Source organism: Flavobacterium pasteuri (assembly GCF_048286615.1).
Taxonomy (GTDB): Bacteria; Bacteroidota; Bacteroidia; order Flavobacteriales; family Flavobacteriaceae; genus Flavobacterium.
This window is the reverse complement of the sequence record NZ_JBLVPN010000001.1, coordinates 145,491-166,519: the sequence shown is the minus strand read 5'-3', so window position 1 is coordinate 166,519 and position 21,029 is coordinate 145,491. Positions and strand designations below refer to the sequence as shown.

General features: G+C 33.6%; 18 protein-coding genes and 1 pseudogene. 8 read left to right on the top strand and 11 right to left on the bottom strand.

Features of this window, described 5'->3' with window-relative positions; all coding sequences use genetic code 11:
- The first annotated feature begins 130 nt into the window (after positions 1-130).
- From ACNQF6_RS00745 to ACNQF6_RS00720, 6 genes are all read left to right on the top strand, one after another.
- Positions 131-3,433 carry a hypothetical protein gene (locus ACNQF6_RS00745; RefSeq protein ID WP_417962338.1) on the top strand — a complete coding sequence of 1,101 codons (3,303 nt, stop codon included), beginning with the start codon at positions 131-133 and terminating at the stop codon, positions 3,431-3,433.
- Positions 3,430-3,849 carry an rRNA maturation RNase YbeY gene (gene ybeY / locus ACNQF6_RS00740; RefSeq protein ID WP_417962336.1) on the top strand — a complete coding sequence of 140 codons (420 nt, stop codon included), beginning with the start codon at positions 3,430-3,432 and terminating at the stop codon, positions 3,847-3,849. The genes ACNQF6_RS00745 and ybeY overlap by 4 nt, the downstream gene beginning before the upstream one ends.
- 142 nt (positions 3,850-3,991) lie before the next feature.
- On the top strand, positions 3,992-5,863 hold the full coding sequence (gene mnmG / locus ACNQF6_RS00735) for a tRNA uridine-5-carboxymethylaminomethyl(34) synthesis enzyme MnmG (protein WP_417962334.1): 1,872 nt from the start codon (positions 3,992-3,994) through the stop codon (positions 5,861-5,863).
- A gap of 211 nt (positions 5,864-6,074) precedes the next feature.
- Positions 6,075-6,923 carry a class I SAM-dependent methyltransferase gene (locus ACNQF6_RS00730; protein ID WP_417962332.1) on the top strand — a complete coding sequence of 283 codons (849 nt, stop codon included), beginning with the start codon at positions 6,075-6,077 and terminating at the stop codon, positions 6,921-6,923.
- 245 nt (positions 6,924-7,168) lie between these two features.
- Complete coding sequence (locus ACNQF6_RS00725) at positions 7,169-7,783, top strand: OmpH/Skp family outer membrane protein (protein ID WP_417962330.1); 615 nt, start codon at positions 7,169-7,171, stop codon at positions 7,781-7,783.
- 514 nt (positions 7,784-8,297) lie between these two features.
- Positions 8,298-10,565: a helix-turn-helix domain-containing protein gene (locus tag ACNQF6_RS00720; RefSeq protein ID WP_417962328.1), complete on the top strand. Its 2,268-nt coding sequence runs from the start codon at positions 8,298-8,300 to the stop codon at positions 10,563-10,565.
- 57 nt (positions 10,566-10,622) lie between these two features.
- On the opposite strand, the gene ACNQF6_RS00715 is transcribed toward ACNQF6_RS00720, so the two are convergent.
- The gene (locus ACNQF6_RS00715) at positions 10,623-11,570 is read right to left on the bottom strand and encodes an HU domain-containing protein (protein WP_417962326.1); all 948 of its coding nucleotides are present in this window, start codon (positions 11,568-11,570) and stop codon (positions 10,623-10,625) included.
- A gap of 102 nt (positions 11,571-11,672) precedes the next feature.
- On the opposite strand from ACNQF6_RS00715, the gene dprA reads away from it, so the two are divergent.
- Complete coding sequence (gene dprA, locus ACNQF6_RS00710; protein ID WP_417962324.1) at positions 11,673-12,773, top strand: DNA-processing protein DprA; 1,101 nt, start codon at positions 11,673-11,675, stop codon at positions 12,771-12,773.
- Between the two features lie 197 nt (positions 12,774-12,970).
- Here dprA and ACNQF6_RS00705 read toward each other — a convergent pair whose 3' ends face one another.
- The 7 genes and pseudogenes from ACNQF6_RS00705 to trpS all read right to left on the bottom strand — a co-directional run bounded on the left by ACNQF6_RS00705 (position 12,971) and on the right by trpS (position 17,627).
- Entirely contained in the window at positions 12,971-13,369 is a 399-nt protein-coding gene (locus tag ACNQF6_RS00705) for a hypothetical protein (protein WP_417962322.1), read from the bottom strand.
- A gap of 26 nt (positions 13,370-13,395) precedes the next feature.
- Positions 13,396-13,758, bottom strand: coding sequence for a hypothetical protein (locus ACNQF6_RS00700; protein ID WP_417962320.1), 363 nt, complete (start codon positions 13,756-13,758; stop codon positions 13,396-13,398).
- Between the two features lie 79 nt (positions 13,759-13,837).
- Positions 13,838-14,083 (bottom strand): annotated as a pseudogene (locus ACNQF6_RS00695) (tryptophan--tRNA ligase); the annotation flags it as partial.
- A 241-nt stretch (positions 14,084-14,324) separates the two neighbouring features.
- Positions 14,325-14,933: a hypothetical protein gene (locus ACNQF6_RS00690; protein WP_417962319.1), complete on the bottom strand. Its 609-nt coding sequence runs from the start codon at positions 14,931-14,933 to the stop codon at positions 14,325-14,327.
- An 11-nt stretch (positions 14,934-14,944) separates the two neighbouring features.
- On the bottom strand, positions 14,945-15,553 hold the full coding sequence (locus tag ACNQF6_RS00685; RefSeq protein ID WP_417962317.1) for a hypothetical protein: 609 nt from the start codon (positions 15,551-15,553) through the stop codon (positions 14,945-14,947).
- Between the two features lie 322 nt (positions 15,554-15,875).
- A complete protein-coding gene (locus ACNQF6_RS00680) occupies positions 15,876-16,406 on the bottom strand; it encodes a hypothetical protein (RefSeq protein ID WP_417962315.1) in 531 nt (176 codons plus the stop codon).
- A gap of 246 nt (positions 16,407-16,652) precedes the next feature.
- Positions 16,653-17,627, bottom strand: coding sequence for a tryptophan--tRNA ligase (gene trpS, locus ACNQF6_RS00675; protein WP_417962313.1), 975 nt, complete (start codon positions 17,625-17,627; stop codon positions 16,653-16,655).
- A gap of 137 nt (positions 17,628-17,764) precedes the next feature.
- Between trpS and ACNQF6_RS00670 the strand changes: the two genes are divergently transcribed.
- Positions 17,765-18,526 carry a lysophospholipid acyltransferase family protein gene (locus tag ACNQF6_RS00670; RefSeq protein ID WP_417962310.1) on the top strand — a complete coding sequence of 254 codons (762 nt, stop codon included), beginning with the start codon at positions 17,765-17,767 and terminating at the stop codon, positions 18,524-18,526.
- On the opposite strand, the gene ACNQF6_RS00665 is transcribed toward ACNQF6_RS00670, so the two are convergent.
- Genes ACNQF6_RS00665 through ACNQF6_RS00655 form a run of 3 tightly spaced genes read right to left on the bottom strand, consistent with a single transcriptional unit; the run spans position 18,510 to position 20,919 of the window.
- Positions 18,510-19,955, bottom strand: a complete 1,446-nt coding sequence (locus tag ACNQF6_RS00665; protein WP_417962308.1) for a hypothetical protein — start codon at positions 19,953-19,955, stop codon at positions 18,510-18,512. The two genes, ACNQF6_RS00670 and ACNQF6_RS00665, sit on opposite strands and share 17 nt — an antisense overlap.
- On the bottom strand, positions 19,952-20,494 hold the full coding sequence (locus ACNQF6_RS00660; protein ID WP_099716227.1) for an RNA polymerase sigma factor: 543 nt from the start codon (positions 20,492-20,494) through the stop codon (positions 19,952-19,954). The genes ACNQF6_RS00665 and ACNQF6_RS00660 overlap by 4 nt, the downstream gene beginning before the upstream one ends.
- Positions 20,495-20,508: 14 nt before the next feature.
- Positions 20,509-20,919 carry a lipoprotein gene (locus tag ACNQF6_RS00655; RefSeq protein ID WP_417962306.1) on the bottom strand — a complete coding sequence of 137 codons (411 nt, stop codon included), beginning with the start codon at positions 20,917-20,919 and terminating at the stop codon, positions 20,509-20,511.
- Positions 20,920-21,029: the final 110 nt, after the last annotated feature.

Genomic DNA, 21,029 nt, shown 5'->3' with positions numbered 1-21,029 from the left:
ACAAATTCGATTTCTCTTGTTATTATCTGTAAATGAGATAATGTAAGATTAATGAGTTTGATGATTTTTAACATTTCTTTATTCATATAAATTATTACTTTTATTGGTTATAAAAAACAAAGCATAAATTTTGGAAAATCAGCAATTTATTTATCAAAAACTAGAAGCTTTCATCAGGAAGTTTTATACCAACGAATTGATACGGGGAACTATTTTCTTTATCGGTTTAGGATTGTTGTATTTTCTATTTACGCTTTTTGTCGAATATTTTCTTTGGCTCAAGCCAATGGGAAGAACCATTTTATTTTGGACTTTCGTTGGAGTAGAAGTGTATTTGTTGTTTCGTTTTATTTTGTTTCCAATTTTTAAATTATTCAAACTTCAAAAAGGAATCGATTACAATCAGGCTTCGGCAATTATTGGAAATCATTTTACAGAAGTGAGCGACAAGCTGACTAACTTTTTGCAATTATCAAATCCCAGTGAACATCAAATCAAATCGGAATTATTGGCCGCATCAATTGAACAAAAAGCGAATGCGTTGCAACCAATTCCTTTTGGGAATGCCATTAATTATAACCGAAACAGAAAGTATTTTCCTTTGGCTTTAATTCCAATATTATTGTTTACTTTCTTTTATGTCTCGGGTAACAGCAGCGTGATTTCTCAAAGTTTGAATAGAGTAGTACATTTCAATTCGGCTTTTCTGCCGCCGGCTCCTTTTAAATTTGTAGTTCTTAATTCGAATTTACAAACGGAGCAAGGAAAGGATTTTATTCTTCGAATAAAAACCGAAGGAAAAATTGTTCCTGAGAATGCGATGATTTTTATTGATGATGAAAGTTATTTTATGGAATCTACTAAAGCTGGAGAATTCCAATTTAAGATTGCGAAGCCTTCAGAAAACATTTTGTTCCACGTGGAGGGAAATGCTATTTCTTCTCCAGATTATGAATTGAAAGTGATAACCGTTCCATCGATTGCAAATTTTGAAATGCAGTTGAACTTTCCTTCGTATTTGAATAAAAAAGCTGAAACTATAAAAGGAACAGGAAATGCTGTTATTCCGGAAGGTACGCGTGTGACTTGGAAAATGAACACACAAGCCACAGAAAATGTAGCGTGGATGGATGGGATTTCCAAAGCTACTTTTTCGAAAACTGAAAATACCTTTGTTTTATCTAAAAATATAGTTCAAAATACAGATTATCAAATATTTACTTCAAATGAGAAGGTGAAAAATTATGAAAAACTCAATTATCAGCTTACAATTGTCAAAGATCAGTTCCCAACGATTAATGTAAATAACGCACCGGACAGTTTGAGGGTGGCTAAGAACTATGTTTTAGGTCAAATTTCTGATGATTATGGTTTGTCTAAACTTCAGATTGTCTATTACGAAAGAGAGAAACCACAAACTGCCAAACGTGGAACAATTGCTATTAAGAAAAGTGCTTTTGACCAATTCGTATTTTCGTTTCCAAGTAATCTTCCGGTGGACCAAGGCGTGTCTTATGATTATTATTTCGAAGTTTTTGATAACGATGCCATCCATAATTTTAAAAGTACAAAGTCTTCGGTTTTCTCTAATCGTGTTTCCACAAATGAAGAAAAGGAAGATCAAATTTTGCAACAGCAAAATGATAACATTAACAGTTTAGAGAAGTCTTTAAAAAATCAGGATAATCAAATTTCTGAAATGGAGAAGTTGCAAAAAACTGGAAAAGAAAAAGAAAATCTGGATTTCAAAGATCAGCAAAAAGTAAACGATTTCATCAAGCGTCAAATGAAACAGGATGAGATGATGAAAGAATTCATTAAAAAAATGAACGATAATTTGGAGCAATTCAAAACCGTTAAAAAGGATGAGTTGAAAGAAGAGCTTCAAAAACGAATGGACAAAGCCGAAAAGGAATTGGAAAAAAATCAGAAACTTTTAGAGGAACTGAAAGAACTTAACGATAAAATTTCGAATGAAGAGTTGTTGTCTAAGTTGGATAAATTCAAACTAAATAGTAAAAACCAAACTAAGAATTTAGAACAGTTGGTTGAATTGACAAAGAGGTTTTATGTAGAAAAAAAAGCACAACAATTAGGGGATAAACTGGACAAGCTTTCTGAAAAACAAGATAAACTATCCAATGACGAAAAAGAAAATAAACTGGACAAACAAGAAGGCATCAATACTGAGTTTGACAAATTACAAATAGATTTAAATGATTTAGAAAAAGAAAACAAGGAATTAAAATCACCTTTAGATTTGCCAAAAGACGATGCTAAAGAAAAAAGCATTGATGAAGATTTAAAGAAAGCATCTGAGGAATTGAAAAAAGACAAGAAAGATAAAGCCAAACCTAGTCAAAAAAGCGCTTCAAAAAAGATGAAAGAGATGGCGCAAAAAATGGAGCAAACTTTGGAGGAAGGGGAGATGGAACAGTTGCAGGAAGATGTTGCCATGTTAAGACAAATCTTGGACAACCTATTAGCATTTTCTTTGACACAAGAAGACTTGTTGAACCAGTTTAAAAAGCATAAATCAGGGTCTCCGGTTTTTAATAAAAACATTAAAATTCAACAGGATTTAAAACAACAGTTCAAGCATGTTGACGATAGTTTATTTGCGATGTCGTTGCGTAATCCTAAAATTGCCGAGGATATTACTAAAGAAATTGGCAATGTAGTTTACAACGTAGATAAGTCTTTGTCCAGTTTAACAGATGCTCAAGTTCCAAAAGGTTTGTCGCATCAACAATATACCATTTCTGCTGCTAACAAATTAGCAGATTTCCTAAGTGATTTGCTTAGCAATATGCAAATGCAAATGTCAGGAATGGGTTCTGGGAAACCAAAGCCAGGTCATGGTCAAGGAATGCAATTGCCTGACATCATTAAAAAACAACAAGGTCTTGGTGAGAAAATGAAAGATGGAATTAAAAAAGGGGAGAAACCTGGTGAAGGCCAAAAAGGACAAAATGGCAAACAAGCTAAACCTGGAGAATCGGATCAAGAAGGTGAGGGTGGTGAAGGTGATGCTCAAGCTATAATGGAAATTTATAAAGAGCAAAAACAATTGCGCGAAGCATTGCAAAACGAATTGAACAAACAAGGATTGGGGGGTAATGGACAAAGCGCTTTGGAACAGATGAAGCAAATTGAAAAGCAATTATTGAACAAAGGTTTTAAGAACGAAACACTTCAACAAATACTGAATATAAAACAGGAATTATTGAAATTGAATTCTGCCATACAACAACAAGGAGAGGAAAATAAGCGCCAATCTGAAACCAATAAAAAGGAGTTTAATAATCAATCTAATGCGCTGCCAGCTGCTTTATTAGATTATTTGAATAGCATAGAAATATTAAATAGACAATCCTTACCTTTGCGCTCGAATTTTAATCAAAAGGTTCAAGAATATTTTAATAAAAAATGATCAATTTTAATTACGAAACCGACTTTAATTTAGACAACGAAGAAGCCATTGAGGCTTGGTTGGGAAATGTTATTGTGTCGGAAAAGAAAAAAGTAGGAGAGATAAATTACATCTTTTGTGACGATGAGTATTTGCACAAAATCAATGTTGAATATCTTGATCACGATACATTAACAGATATTATCAGCTTTGATTATTCTATGGGTAATGAATTGCATGGTGATATTTTTGTTTCTGTCGAAAGAGTAAAAGATAATGCAACTGATTTTAATGTTTCCTTTGAGGAAGAATTAAAGCGAGTATTGGTTCACGGAATTTTACATTACTGCGGTTACAAGGACAAAGGTGAAGCCGAAGAGCTTTTAATGCGTTCTAAAGAAGATGAAAAAATCGCTATGTTTCACGTGGAACAATAGTGTCTTTCAATTTTTCAAATCAAAAGTGTTTCACTTGGAACATATAGAGTTGGTTTAAAAATAGGTTTGCAATGTTTCACGTGGAACAAAATATAGATTTCAAAAATCACAATCCTGAACAAGGATTAAATTATAAAAGAAGATGTTTCTAAGTGAATATGATGTAATCGTTGTGGGCGCAGGGCATGCAGGTTCAGAAGCTGCTGCCGCTGCCGCAAATCTGGGTTCAAAAACTTTATTGGTAACAATGAGTTTGCAGAATATTGCCCAAATGTCATGCAACCCAGCGATGGGCGGCATAGCCAAAGGACAAATTGTGCGTGAGATTGATGCGCTTGGAGGATACTCAGGAATTGTTTCTGACAGAACTGCAATCCAGTTCAAGATGCTGAACAAATCCAAAGGTCCTGCAATGTGGTCGCCGCGCGTTCAAAGTGATCGTATGCGTTTTGCTGAGGAGTGGAGAATGATGTTGGAAGGAACTCCAAATCTTGATTTCTATCAAGAAATGGTTAAAGGTTTGATTATTGAAAATGGAAAAATAAAAGGAATCCGAACTTCGCTTGGAGTAGAGATTCGTTCTAAGTCTGTTGTGTTGACCAATGGAACTTTCCTGAATGGTTTGATCCATATTGGTGAAAAACAATTTGGTGGAGGAAGAGCAGGCGAGAGTGCCGCGTATGGAATTACCGAAGATTTAGTTGCGGCTGGTTTTCAATCAGGACGAATGAAAACGGGAACGCCACCAAGAGTAGATGGACGTTCTTTGGATTATTCAAAAATGAACGAAGAAAAGGGCGATGCTAAACCGGATAAGTTTTCCTATTCGGATGTGACTTCACCGTTGGTTCATCAAAAGTCTTGTCATATGACATATACGTCTCTTGATGTTCATGATATTTTGAGAGAAGGTTTTGATCGTTCACCAATGTTCAACGGAAGAATAAAAAGTCTTGGACCAAGATATTGTCCATCGATCGAAGATAAAATTAATCGCTTTGCTGATAAAGAAAGACATCAGTTGTTTGTGGAGCCGGAAGGATGGAATACGTGTGAAGTTTATGTAAATGGTTTTTCTACATCGCTTCCTGAGGATATTCAATTTAAAGCGTTGAGTTCTGTTGCGGGATTTGAGAAAGTAAAATTCTTTCGTCCGGGTTATGCAATCGAATATGATTATTTCCCACCAACACAATTGAAACATACTTTGGAAACAAAGCTTGTTGAAGGACTATATTTCGCTGGACAAATAAATGGAACTACCGGATATGAAGAAGCGGCTTCTCAAGGATTGATGGCTGGAATTAATGCGCATTTAAAAGTGCATGAAAAAGCACCATTAATTTTAAAAAGAGATGAAGCGTATATCGGAGTTCTGATTGATGATTTAATTACAAAAGGAACAGAAGAGCCTTATCGAATGTTTACTTCTCGTGCAGAATACAGAACGTTGTTGCGTCAGGATAATGCCGATTTCAGATTAACACCAATGTCACATGAAATAGGTTTAGCTTCTGAAGCGCGTTTGCGCAGAATGGAACACAAATTAAATGAGTCAGAAAAAATGGTGGCTTTCTTCAAAGAAACGAGTGTTTCGATTGCTGAAGCAAATCCTATTTTAGAATCAAAAGATACGGCGTTGATTACGCAAGGAGATAAAATGTTTAAAGTATTCTCTCGTCCGCAAATTGATTTGGAAGATGTCATGAAATTTGAAAAGGTTGCAGCTTATGTTGCAGAAAATAATTTGGACCAAGAAATTTTGGAACAAGCCGAAATTCAAGTAAAGTATTCTGGTTACATAGAAAAAGAAAGAAATAATGCAGATAAACTGCTTCGTTTAGAAGATGTAAAAATCCCTGAGAATTTTGATTATGAAAAAATCAAATCAATGTCAATTGAAGCAAAACAGAAATTAAGCAAGATTCGTCCGGTAACTATTTCACAAGCATCAAGAATCAGTGGTGTATCACCAAGTGATGTTTCGGTGTTGTTGATTTACATGGGACGTTAGGGATTGTAGATTTTTGATTGCAGATTTATGAAAGATCTGAAATCAGAAATCGTTAATCCTTATTCTTAAATCAATTTGTTCCACGTGAAACTACGTTGTGAAGCCTTGCTATAACTGAAGAATCATAAAAATAAATAAGTCAGCCCTGAAAGCATCCGTTGGTGTTTTCAGGGTTTAGTTTAAAATTAAAATATAAAAGCACTATTAATTAATGGACATTTCAAACCAACAGCCTTTTTTAACCGTTAAAGATTATTCTGTTTCTCAGGAAATTTTCGATTTATATCATGATGATAAATTGGACATGCTGATTACGTCTCCGCAACCCAGTTTAGAAAATTTAGGAAAGTATTACGAAAGCGTTGATTATATTTCGCACACGGATAGTAAAAGGTCTTTATTTGAAAAAGCATATCATTTTGTAAAAACCATTGCGCTAAAAAACAAATTGAATTTAATCAATTCACTGCAACAAAATAAAGGAAGCATTTTAGACATTGGTGCCGGAACAGGAGATTTTTTATCTGTGGCGAAAGAAAATGGTTGGCATACGATAGGAGTAGAGCCAAGTGAAAAAGCAAAAGCGATTGCAAAAAAGAAAGGCGTTTCATTTGTTGGAGCAACCAGCGAATTAGAGAATCATTCTTTTGATGTGATTTCGATGTGGCATGTTTTGGAACACGTTCCAAATTTGGAAAACCAAATCAATGAATTGAAACGATTATTAAAACCAAATGGAACTTTAATTATTGCCGTTCCAAATTTTAAATCTTTCGATGCAAAACATTACGGAAAGTTTTGGGCTGCTTATGATGTGCCAATTCATTTTTGGCATTTTTCTAAAACAGCTATAAAAATGCTTTTCGAAAAAGAAGAAATGAAATTGGTAAAAATACTTCCTATGAAATTTGATTCTTTTTACGTGAGCTTACTTTCGGAAAAATACAAAACAGGCAAAATGAATTATATAAAAGCCTTTTTCATCGGTTTGCAGTCGAATTGGAAAGCGAAGAACAATTTCGAGTATTCTTCACACATTTACATCTTAAAAAACAACTAAAAATCATTTTAAGCGCATTTAAGGATAGTTTTTAATGAAATCGAGGGTGATTATAGGATTTTTAAATTAATTCCTTTAGTTGAAAGATATGAAGCTCGTTTTTAATAGTCGTAAATTATTCATTCATCAATCATAATAAGAAAATCTTATATCATAAAAAAGTAGCATTTTTTAAACTTTATGTCAATGCTGTCTATTTTTTTATATTTTTGTCAACAATACTTAAAAATTAGAAATTAACCAAAATGAAATCGAAGATTCAAGAATACCAAAAAATAAATATTAAAGACATGAGTAAAAAAGCATTATTAATTATCGCACTTTCAATTTCACTAGTTGCTTGTAACAAACCAGCCGAAGCAGCTAAAGAAGTAAAAACAGCTTACGTAGACACTTCTGAATTAATGAAAGAATATACAGAGGCAAAAGACCTTGAAGCAAAATATAAAACTAAAGCAGAAGAAAAAGGAAGACAGCTAGAAGCTGAAATTAATCGTTTCAAACAAGAAGCTGCAAATTTTCAAACTCAAGCACAAGCAAACGGTCAAGCGTGGGCACAGCAAAAAGGTGCTGAATTACAAAAGAAAGAACAACAATTAAGTTACGCACAACAAGCGTTGTCTCAGGAATTGCAAGTTGAAAGCGGAAAAGAAATGGATTCTTTAGTAAGCGGTGTGAAAAAATTCATCAAAGCGTACGGTAAAGAAAAAGGATATGCGTACATCTACGGAACAGGTGACGCAGCTTCAATTCTATACGCTGAAGACAAATTTGATATTACAAAAGAAATTATCAAAGCTTTGAACGACAAATATAAAGCACCTGCTAGGACAGAAGAAAAAGCAGCAGCTAAAAAATAATTTTTTATATTAATTCAAAAAATTGCCTTCGTCTACCCTTAGATTGAAGGCATTTTTTTTGAATCTATTTACTTCGTCAGTTCGCTTCGCTTGTGTCTCGCTATCTGCTGTAAGCGTAGTTAACTGAACTCCAACTAAATAAAAGCATACTAAGTAATCTCTCGTTTAGAAAGTGTTTTTTCTTACCCATAAAAGGAGCTTCCGTTGGTCGCTCTTTTCCGGCTAGAAAAAAATCACTTTCTAAATACCTAGGATTTCTCCCAATCCCGAAGTTTCGTGACGGGACTATCGTGGCTAAAAAATAGTCGAATTATAATCTTATGGCATTCGTTATTATAAAATTGTCCAATTGTCAGTTTGAGCGCAGTCGAGAACCATTATTACATCTCGACTACGCTCGATGTGACAAAAAAGAATTGGCCTTTAATGAACTAATCAATGGTATTAAAATGTTTCTAAAAATTAAAATAGTATTATTAATTTTCAATACTTTAGCTTTATATATACACGCCTAATGCAAACCATTTCAGAAGCCGCCGCTTACACCTTACGATTCATCAATCAAACCCATCGATCCGTTTTCCTTACCGGGAAAGCAGGAACGGGAAAAACGACCCTTTTACGAGAAATTATCCAAACCACGCACAAGAACACAGTTGTTGTGGCTCCAACAGGAATTGCCGCTTTAAATGCTGGCGGAGTTACGATTCACTCGATGTTTCAGTTGCCGTTTGGAGGATTTATTCCGGATAATTCATCGCCTCAATTTTCCGAAAGCACCAAATTTGAAACCAAAGCAACCCTGCGCAGGCATTTCAAAATGAGCGGATTGAAGAAATCAGTGATTCGCAATATGGAGTTGTTGATTATCGATGAAGTCAGTATGCTTCGTGCGGATTTGCTGGATGCTATGGATTATATGATGCAAACCGTCCGAAAAAAGAATACTGCTTTTGGTGGCGTTCAAGTCTTATATATTGGGGATTTATTGCAGTTGCCACCAGTAATTCGGGACGAAGAATGGCGTACGCTGAAAACCTATTACAAAGGAAAATTCTTTTTTCATTCGCACGTAGTACAGCAACATCCGCCTTTATACATTGAACTATCCAAGATTTTTCGTCAAACTGATGATACGTTTATTTCGGTTTTGAATAATCTTCGCAACAACCAGATTTCACAGCAAGACATTCAAACCCTAAACCAATACGTAAAACCTGATTTTGATTTAAAAGCAAACAAAGGATACATCACGTTAACCACCCACAACAACAAAGCCGATTCTATGAATGCGCAGGCTTTGGAAGATCTGGAAGGAAAGTTGGTGACGTACAAACCTGAAATAACGGGAGATTTTCCAGATAAGATTTTTCCCGTGGAACAACAATTGCAGTTGAAAGTAGGCGCGCAAATCATGTTTGTAAAAAACGATTTGTCGTTTGATAAGCACTATTTCAATGGAAAAATGGGTGTTATCAAATCGCTTTCGAGTCAGGAAATCCTGGTTCATTTTCCAGAAGAGAACAAAACCATAGAAGTTGAAAAATACGAATGGCAAAATATCCGCTACAAGGTAGACGAAACAACCAAGGAAATTGAAGAAGAGGTTTTAGGGACTTTTGTGCATTATCCTATCAAATTAGCATGGGCAATTACGGTTCATAAAAGCCAGGGATTGACATTTGATAAAGCTGCACTTGATGTTTCGCAAGTTTTTCTTCCTGGACAGGCGTACGTCGCATTATCGCGTTTGCGCTCGTTAGAAGGGCTTATTTTGCTTTCTCCGCTGCGTATGAATGGCATTTCAAACGATCAGGATGTGATGGATTATTCGTTAAACAAAGCTTCAGATTCGTTTTTAGAGAATGCCTTGCATTTTGAAACTAAAAATTTCATCCATAACTATCTGATAAACACATTCGATTGGAGTGATTTGGCTCAGGAATGGCGCAATCATAAATTCAGTTACAACGAAAAATCAGAAATATCAGAGAAATCCAAACATGCAGTTTGGGCTAGAAAACAGACTGAAGTCATCGAACAGCTTTTGGATCCATCCAAAAAATTCATATCACAATTGAATAAGCTTTTTGGTCAGGAAACTGTCGATTTGAATCATGTTTCGGAACGTATTCAAGCCGCTTTCAGTTATTTCTTGAAACCAATGGATGATTTGGTTTTTGAAATTCTTTGGAAAATAGAAGAAGTAAAACGCATCAAAAAAGTAAAAGCGTTTTATGATGAATTAATTGTATTGGAAGAATTGCAAACCAAGGCCGTTCTGCGCTTAATGAAGGCCAAATTATTGATAGAAACCGTTGTTGCAGGAGAAACCATTTCGAAAGAGAAATTGACGTCCTCAGAAATAAAAAAATACATCAGCCGTAAAACGGAAGCCATACAAAATCAGTTCAAAGAATTAAATATTACGTTGATTGAAGATGAAAAAGACGTGGAACGCTATACTTCGAAAAAATCAAAAACAGCAGCGCCTAAAAAATCAACGGTTCAGGAAACCTATGAATTATGGGTAGAAAAGAAATCAATTGAAGATATTGCGACAATCAGGGTGTTGACGAAACAAACGATTTACTCGCATTTTGTGAAGTTGATACAAACCAAAGCAGTATCCATTTCGGAAGTTTTACCTGAGGATAAAATGCAGGATTTAGCCACTGCTTTTACGGGATACAAAGAAGAATCACTGAATACTATGATGGAAAAACACGGCCATAAATTCTCTTGGGAAGAAGCGAGGATGTACAAAGCGAGTTTAAATTAAAAACAATAAAGTGTTAAAACTAAAAAACCCTATTCGGTAAGAATAAGGTTTTTGTTTTTATAGTGATTGAATCAATATCCAAGCCTCTGGATTGTGCTTTTCATTGATTTCTTTTTTTGCTTGTTCTGCTTCAGCAAATGTGGCGTAACTACCATATAAAACTGGAAAATAACCGTTTCTGTTAGGAGCAATTCGTTTGGCATCATATCCTAAACGAGTCAAAATTCGCAATGTTTTATCAGCATTTTTCTCTTCGCGGTACACTCCAGCCATAATGTGATATGGCATTTTCATTTCCTTGTCGGATTTTAAAGTAAGCGTAACGGCAGGAACTGGACTTTCAATGAAGAAAGTGGCTTGCTGAATTTTATTTTGAACTTGTTTTTGAACGGCAGTTTCAACAAGAATCGTTTCTGAGGCGATTTGGTTTTGATATATTGGATAACCAACGCTTCCTGCAAGTCCTAATCCTAATACAAAAATAGCAGCGTATTTTAAATATGGATTTGCTGTTCTGGTTTGTTCAGGAACCATTGTGATAGTTGCTTTTTCTTCAATTGCTTCTACTTCTTTTTCGAAGATTGCTCTTTTTACAAGTGGTGAAACAAAAGGAGCCAATCCAAAAGAACTGGTTAAATAATTCGTTTGATCGTAAGGTGTGAAAACAATGTTTTTATCCGCGTTCAAACGAAGATCACCTACATTTTTTATAGAAAAAAGTTCATTTTCTTCTAATGCTTTTTTCCAATTAAAAACTTCATATTGAATCGCGCTTACGGCATATTCATAAGACGTTTTCTCTGCTAAAGCGATATGACTGGCCAATAAACCATCATTGTTTTTCAAATTAGCATTAAAGGCGATCATTTTTTTGGGAGGAGAAAATGAATTTGTACTTTCGTTTAGTTTAGCCGATTGAATTTCGGTCAAAAAAGCTCCGAAACCAGGAATGGTTACACATTGATAACGGTATAAAAGCTGCGCGATGTATAGTTCGATTTTCATACTTACAAAGTTATACAACGAAAATAGTTATCAAAATTTTATTCACAATTTTTATTAACAATCCGCATAAAAATTTATACATTTCACTCTCAAATAATTAGCATGAAAGAGCAGGATTTATTTTATTTATTGGCATTGCAAAGAATAGAAGGCGTGGGCGACATAATGGCTAAAAAACTGCTGACTCATTTTGGAACTGCAGAAGCCGTTTTTAATACTAAGGCATCGCAACTTGCTGCTATTGATGGAGTAGGCTCTGTTTTGCTGAAAAATTTAAAGGATAAATCGGTTTTCGAAAAAGCAACTCAAGAACTGGAGTTTATAAAAACAAATGAAATCAATGCTGTTTATTTTCAGGACGAAGACTATCCGGAACGTTTGAAACATTGTATTGACGGACCACTTTTATTATTCACCTCTGGAAAAATCAATTTAAAAAACAGAAAAATAATCAGTATTGTAGGAACACGCCAAATTACCTCGTACGGAACTGAATTTTGCAGAAAATTGATAGAAGATTTAGCTCCGCTAGATCCTATAATCGTAAGTGGTTTTGCTTATGGAGTCGATATTGTTGCACATCAACTGGCAATCGAACATAATTTACAGACGATAGGAGTCGTAGCGCATGGTTTGAACCAAATTTACCCAAAAACCCATAAAAAATACGTTGCTAAAGTCGAGCAAAACGGTGGTTTTATGACCGAGTTTTGGAGTTCATCCAATCCCGATAAAGAAAATTTCGTTCGAAGAAACAGAATCGTTGCGGGAATGTCTGAAGCGACCATAGTAATTGAGTCAGCCGATAGAGGCGGTTCGTTGATTACGGCAAATATGGCAAATGATTACAACCGTGATGTTTTTGCAGTTCCGGGACGAGTTACGGATAAGTACAGCCAAGGTTGTAACAACCTGATAAAAACCCAAAAAGCAAATGTGTTGACAAGTGCTGCGGATTTGATTTATATTTTGAATTGGGATATCCAGAAGGAATCCAAACCCGTACAGAAACAACTCTTTGTTTCTCTCGATGATGACGAACAAAAAGTCTATGATTACCTCCTTAAAACTGGAAAAGAACTGATGGATATTATTGCTTTGCGCTGTGATTTTCCTATTTATAAAATTTCAGGAATGTTGTTGAATATGGAATTGAAAGGTGTGATAAGACCTTTGCCGGGGAAATTGTTTGAGGCGATATAAAATAATGACCCTTTCTAGTTGGAATAGGAAGGGTAATTATTTATTTTTAAACTAAATATCTTCAAAGCCTAATTTTTCTCTCACTCTCGATAGAAAGTTAGGTAGGATAATTTTATTTTTCTATCTGAAAAACGGGACCTACTTAATAGAAAAAAAAGATAGCATAAATAAAATATATGTTTTCATGATTAATAGTTTTATTCAATCTCAAAACCTGATTCAACATGAATATATTCAGTTTTTCTATGATTATTTTTAACTAAAAGAACTACATAGTCATTAAAATATTCCCAAAGCATATAATCATTTAATTTTTGTTTTTTGTTTTTATTATAAAACTTTGAAGAGCGTATAAATTTTTTAAGGGAGAGTATTTCTTTTGGATTTAGATTATTTATGACTCTAACTTCTTCAAAGAAAAAAGACCCATTGCTACCTCCACTACTATCATCTAGATAAAAATGATGTGGGATTTCAGCATGTGTATTTATATACTTATTATCATAATTAAAAAAAAGTGTGTCTTTTGATTTTTCTTGAGCCTTTAGAGAGTTAAGAAAAAAGAGCGATAATATAACTAAAATATGTGTTTTCATAAATTAAATAGTTTTATAATAATTAGTTAAGGGCAAGGAACAGTTCTGCTAAAACCATCAACTCTCTTAGCTAGTGCTTCTATTGCTGCTTTTTTTTCTGCGGGTAAATCGGCCCAGGCTTTAACATTATTTTTTCTTAGACCGCTCCAAGCCAGCGCTTCATAAAAAGCATCGCTTGGTGCTTCTCCATAGTTATTGATATATTTATTATAATCATCTATAAGAGCAGTTTTATGAAATCCTTTTAAAGCTTCTTTCATACTATTGAGATATAATCCTGCTATGGTACCGTGTTGATTTCCATATGCTTCAAACGTGTTTTTAAAATCCAATCTTTCTAGTCTATTAACTAAAAAGGTATTTCTATAAACGCGATTTGATTTTAACATATAAGTCATTTAAGCTTTCATGAAATAGTAATAAAACTATAAAAAACGTAAATGACTTATATGTTTTAAAAATAGATTGTTACACCTCAAATCCTAGTTTTTTTCTAACTCTTCCTAAAACACTATTGGCAACAGCCGAAGCTTTTTGAGCCCCAATCTTTAAAAGCGATTCAACTTCAGTAAGATTATTGATATAGTAATTGTATTTTTCTCTTTCGGTTTTGAAAGTTTCTGTAATCAAATCGAACAACGCTTGTTTGGCGTGCCCACAACCGTAACTTCCACCAACGTAATTGGCTTTCATAGCTGCGATTTGTTCTTCATTTACTGATACAATAAATAGTAAAAGCATGTCTAATATCAGGTTTTTATAGTTTTTTCAAATTCTTAAAAATAAACCCCATAAAAAAAGTCTTTTATAACTACCCATTTCCCCTCTTTTTTCTCTAAGATGTAAATACTTCTATTAGCTGTATCCCCAAAAATAAGATTATAAGAATAAAAATCTATCATTGCATATTTATTTTTTGCAGGGGTGAAATTGAGTATGCAAGGCTGCTGCATTTTTAATAGTATTCTCCATCCATAATTTCTTGAATTACAATCCACTTTCCTTTTTCTTTTTTCATCACAACAATAGAATTAGGAATAATGAATTGTTTTTTAGTGGTGGTTTCCGCTTTTGCAAACAGTACAAATTTTTTATTTTTATAAAAAATTGGTTCTGAAAATGAAAATACAATAGCTTCAGCCATTTTTTCATTCATGTATTCGTCATAAATATATGGTTTTGGAAAATTTTCTTCTTTTATAAATTTAATTTTAATATCAATAAAATCATTTTGCCTCCACAATCTGTTTTTTAACCAAATTTCATCGGTATTCTGATTTCTATATTTTTTATTCATTTTAGACCAATATTTTTCTTCGAATAATAATGTTTTTAAAACAATACTGTTTTCAATTGTATTAGCATTTATTGGCGTAATGGACCTTTTTTTAAAAAGATCTATTGTGTAGCTGTTGTTTATTTTATTTTCAATAACAATAACCACGACATTATTATCAAGTTTAGATTTTAAATATGTATTTATTGGAGATATGTTTTCTTTGACAGAGGAACAGCTTGAAATTAACAATATCACAATAAATAAACAGGCAAAAGTATTTTTCATAATAAATTTATTTAATTGCATGGTTTACATACAACAGTTTGTCGATTAACGGTAAAGTTAACACTTTCACTATTATACCTTCCTACTATACGGTTATACTCTGAGCTACCAACAGGGTATTTTTCTTTAAAGATAGGGGCTTCTTGTAATCCTCCCCAAGCCAAATCAGTATACACCTGAAAAGGTATAATTCCATTCGGATCATCAGATTTATTATATTCTTGCAATGCTGATGCTATTGCGTTTACGTAAGTATTGGCCATTTCATCATGGTGTGCAAGATCTTTAGATCCAGGATATCTATTATTAACAAATTTCTGGAAGAGTGTTGGAAAATCGTTAAAAATGGCTGGATTGTGCGTAGCTGTATAGTTATCTACTAAACTAAAAAAATAACAATGTATAATTTCATGTAATAAATTTGAAGCTCTAAATAATCCTGAAGCACTGGTATAATTAGAACTTATCTTAATGTTATAGCTATTTTTTCCAGAGGGATCTGGAGCTGATGTAGCTGGTCTAGATATATTTGAATCTGAAACAATATTCACGTTGTATACTTTACTGGTCCCTAGTTTTTTTAAAATTGCAGCAATATCATTATTTGTAGTATTTTTCAATTTATCTAAATCTCCTTTAGGGCATGGATCAAGCGAGTCTTTAATTTGATCTTCTATTACCTGCGATACATCATCAACAACATCTCTATAAGTACTTATTCATTTAACGATATCATAGGAATCACTATTTGTATCACAAGGATAAGGAGAGCTCAAATAGGAAGTAGTTGTACTAGTTTCTAAAGTGGTTTTAACAAATGTTAAGTGTGTGTAGTTTCCAACGGTTACTGAGGAATAATGGTCCGTATAGGCATTGGCGACCGTAAATACTATGTATGCTTCGTAACAGGCAGGTATTTTATTGCTTTTATTTTGTTTGAGGTTAAATAAATTTATTAAGCGGTTCTATTGTACTCTTACCGGATGTCTTTTTCGCAGTTCCGTTAAAAATAAGAAGCTGACCTATTAAATTTCCATTTAATTCATATACATTCAGCGTTCCTGTGAAATTTTTTAAGCTTTGTATGGAATTAGGAAATAAATCATGATTCAAATTTGAGTATGCTTCTATTAAATAAGAATTAACCTCAGTGCCATTTTTTATAGCTATCAATTCATATTTTAATTTGCTTTGAAATAAATTAGATTCTATTGTGCTTGGTTTTTTTTCATTGGCTTCAATTTCATATATTTCAAAATCCTCTTTCTCGATTTTAGAAAAAGCTTCCCAATTTATAACTAAATTATCAGGAATGTTTTTATTGGCAAATTTTTCGAGTTTTAAATCGTTTTTTAGTTGATTAGTAATAGAAGTTGTCGTGTTGTTTTCTAAATCATCCTTGGTACAAGAAAAGAGCATTAAAACAAAGAAAAGTCCTAAAAAATGGGGGGGGGTAAATAATTTTACTTTCATAGTATGGGTTTAAATTATTGCTGTTTTTTATTACAATCAGCGATGTCAAACTTAAACAAAAGGAGTTCTAAATGAAATACCCACTTTTAGCGATATTTAAGAAAAAACACACTTTCTAGTCTCTGAACTACAAAAGGTTAGCTATAAACGCGATTTGATTTTAACATATAAGTCATTTAAGCTTTCATGAAATAGTAATAAAACTATAAAAAACGTAAATGACTTATATGTTTTAAAAATAGATTGTTACACCTCAAATCCTAGTTTTTTTCTAACTCTTCCTAAAACACTATTGGCAACAGCCGAAGCTTTTTGAGCCCCAATCTTTAAAAGTGCATCAACTTCAGGAAGGTTATTCATGTAGTAATTGTATTTTTCTCTTTCGGTTTTGAAAGTCTCTGTAATCAATTCAAATAACGCTTGTTTGGCGTGACCATAACCGTAATTTCCGCCAAGGTAATTGGCTTTCATCGCTGCGATTTGTTCTTCATTTGCCAGCAAAGAATAAATAGCAAAAGCATTGCAGGTATCTGGATTTTTAGGTTCTTCCAGCGGCGTGCTATCCGTTTCAATACTCATCACCTGTTTGCGTAAGGCTTTGTCATCTAGAAAGATATTGATAATATTATTGGCTGATTTACTCATTTTTCCGCCATTGGTTCCAGGAATCAACATGCTGTCTTCTTGAATTTTAGCTTCAGGAAGAACAAATGTTTCGCCCATTTGGTGGTTGAAACGTGACGCTACATCACGAGTGATTTCAAGGTGTTGCAATTGGTCTTTTCCTACGGGAACAAACTCTGCGTCGTATAATAAAATATCGGCAGCCATCAGCATTGGATACGAAAATAAACCAGCGTTTACATCTTCGAGTCTATCGGCTTTGTCTTTGAAAGAATGTGCTAATGTCAAGCGTTGAAAAGGAAAAAAACAACTCAAATACCAAGATAATTCAGCTGTTTGAGGAACATCAGATTGTCTGTAGAAAACTACTTTGTCCACATTCAAACCACACGCCAACCAGGCAGCAGCAGTACTGTAGGTATTGGTTCGTAGGGTTTCGCCGTTTTTTATTTGTGTTATCGAATGTAAATCGGCAATGAAAAGAAACGATTCGTTTTCAGGTTTATTTGATAATGCTATTGCGGGAATGATTGCGCCAAGTAAGTTTCCTAAATGTGGTGTTCCGGTACTTTGAACGCCGGTAAGTATTTTTGCCATTATTTCTTTTTTCTTAACCGCAAAGTTCGCAAAGATTTTCGCAAAGTTTGCAACGATTGTAAAGTTTTTCTAATAGTTAGATTTCCAAAGCAAATTCTTTTATTATTATTCGCCTACGATTTCTTACTTTTGAACTTATGAGAGGATTAAAAATTATTTTTTGGGTTTTGTGGCGCGTATGGTTTTATATTTTGATGGCCATTCCCATATTGGTGATGTTTCCTTTTCTGGTATTGTCTATTTTGACAGAAAGCGGTTATCCTTATTTTTTTAAGATGGCTCGTATTTGGGCAAAATTTATTCTTTTCGGTATGGGATTCTATTATAAAATAGATAAAAACCAAGAAATGGAATACCAAAAAAGTTACATGATTGTTGCTAACCATACTTCTATGGCCGATATTATGCTGATGCTTGCACTGACTAGAAATCCGTTTGTTTTTGTGGGTAAAAAAGAACTCTCAAAAATTCCTTTGTTCGGGTTTTTCTATAAAAGAACCTGCATTTTAGTGGATAGAAGCTCTTCAAAAAGCAGAATGGAAGTTTTTAATCGTGCTCAAAAAAGAATAAATCAAGGATTGAGTATTTGTATTTTCCCCGAAGGCGGCGTTCCGGATGATGAATCGGTGCTGTTGGATACTTTCAAAGACGGTGCTTTCCGATTGGCGATAGAACACGAAATTCCTATTGTTCCCATTACTTTTGCCGATAATAAAAAAAGATTCTCCTATACTTTTTTCAGCGGAAGTCCGGGAATTATGCGTGTAAAAATGCATTCACATGTAGAGACTTTGGGGAAAACGGGTGTTGATCGCAAAGAAATTCGGGATGAAGTACGCGAAATAATATACAACCAACTTATAGCTTTCGATTCTGAACCAATTAAAAGCTATAACTAATACCGGAATACAAACCGATAAATAGCGGTTTAAAGTCGCCCGAGTTGTTTGAAAATGTATTCAATTGATATTTAACCATTGGTTCCACATTAATTTGGAATGATTTTATAATCTGGTATTTAAATCCTAACCCCACATTAGTACTGAAATGAACTTGATTTAGGTTTTTTGCTTCTCCTAATTTTACATTGGTTTCAGAGGAAACTAATGATATTTTATTCAGGCTGAGAAACAAAGTACTTACACCTCCAATAACGTTAATGCCAAATTTTTTATCCAAAACAGCATAGGAAACTTCTAAAGGGACTTCATAATATCCCATTTTTTGATTGATGGCACCTGTATTGGTTTTTTGTAGGTCTTTTTCGAAAGAGATTAAACCGCTCATAGCAGATTGGTTTTTAATCTCAATTAATGCATTTGAAGAATAATTAATATTTACCAGATTATTATTGGCCAAACCGGTTGAGTAGACTACGTTATTCGTGTTGTATCCTAACGAGAGCTTGTTAATTCCGCTTCGTAAGGCTACTTTTTTAGAAACAGCATAATTTACCCCAACACCAAAACTTAAGCTGTTATCGGCCGTTTTTTGATTTTCTGAAAATTGTGGGTCAATGGCTGAACCGCCTGAATTCGAATTCAGATATACAGCCGCGATATTTGGCGTAATTTGCCACTTGTTTTTTTGATTGAGAGCCACAGCCTCTTTTTCTTCTCCTTTTTTCTTTTTAAGGATTTCTTCTAATTCGTTTGGTTTATCAATACTATTTTCGGGCTCTTTTTTAGTTTCTATTGCTGCAATTTTAGCGTTTTCATTCTCTTTTAAGTTGCTTTTTTCCAGTGTTTGATTTTGTTGAATGTTTTCAAACGGATTATAGTTTTTTGTATTGTTTTTTTCAGCAGTAACAACCGTAGCGATTTGGTTGTCATTATTTGCTGATGTTTGTTTTAGCGGTGAATTATTTTTTTGGAAATAAACAACAGAACCGTTTTGATTCTTCTCTTTGTTCGAATTGATTTTAAATCTATCAGAAGATATAATTTCTTTTTCATCTGTTTTTCCTGTTTTAATTTTGTTAACTACGACCTGAGGAATTGTTTTCACTTCTAAAGGATTACGCTCTTTTTTTGTTTTATCAAGAGTAGAATCCTTCCCTTCAAACGAATTTTTTAAAACTTTCGTGTCTATAACGACACCATTTTTTATTTCAAATTTATTGTTTACAATGGTGTTCAATGCAAAAAAACCTAAAAGGAAAGCGGCGGCTATCCCAGAAGATTTCATCCAAAAAGGAATTACTTTTCGGTCCTCCTCTTTTTCTTTTAAAGAGTCCTGGATATTTATCCAAACTTGTTTACTGGGCTCTGATTCAAAATCTTTGAATCGCTCTTGAAACAATCGGTCTATATTTTTTTTATCGTTCATTTTGCCAATGAATTTATTTTAGTTTTTGTATGATGATCAATTTTTTCTTTCAAAATCCCTCTTGCTCGCGCCAAATTTGATTTTGTGGTTCCGGTACTGATTTTAAGCATCTCGGAAACTTCTTTATGAGAATATCCATCAAGTACATAGAGACTAAAAACTAATCTATACTGGTCTGGTAACTCTTGAATGATTTGCATTAGATACTCGATAGAAATATTTTCGTCTTCAATTTCGACTTCTTCCTCAGGAATATTGTCGTTTATGACTTCCATATATCTAACGCCTCTGAATTTTTGAAGGGCATTGTTAATTAATATTCTCTTTGCCCATCCTTCAAAAGAACCTTTAAAATTATACTGCTCAATTTTATCAAAAATGATCAAAAACCCATCCTGTAGATTGTCTTCGGCATCTGCATAATCAGTGGAGTATTTTAAACACACCCCAAAGAATTTTTTAGAAAACAATTGGTACAATTGCTCTTGTGCCTTGGGGCAGTTTTTTTTACATTGATTAATTATTTGATCTAATACCACAGTTTTTAAGGACATTAATTAATCACTGGAATTTCAACCTGTTCAAATATATTTTGACCATTGGCATCTTCACCTTTGTAAAATTTAAAAATATAGGAACCGGTATTGGTTACATAAAAATTGAAAGAAACCTCTGATGGTGCAGGAATTTGTTGTGTACACACTTGATTAGTATTCACGGCCGTTTGAATTCCTATGGTTCGTATATTTAAATTTTTATCATAATATATCCCTTGGAAAAAATGACATTCAGAAGGTCTTGTATACTTTAATTTTATCTCATAGGTGTTCCCTAATATAAATTTTTCGGGTAATGTATAGCTATCTACAGGTAGCACTTCAAAGCTGTAATTGGGTTGATCATCGTCAATACTACAGCCCGTCAGGGTCAACAAAAACAGGGTGAGTAAAACAATTTTTTTCATCTTTACTAATTTAAAAGTTAATACTATTCCGTCAGTTTAAAAGTTTTTATTGACGGTTTTCTTATTAGATGAAATTTTTTAAAAAGGTTGCGTTGTAAATTAAAAAAACC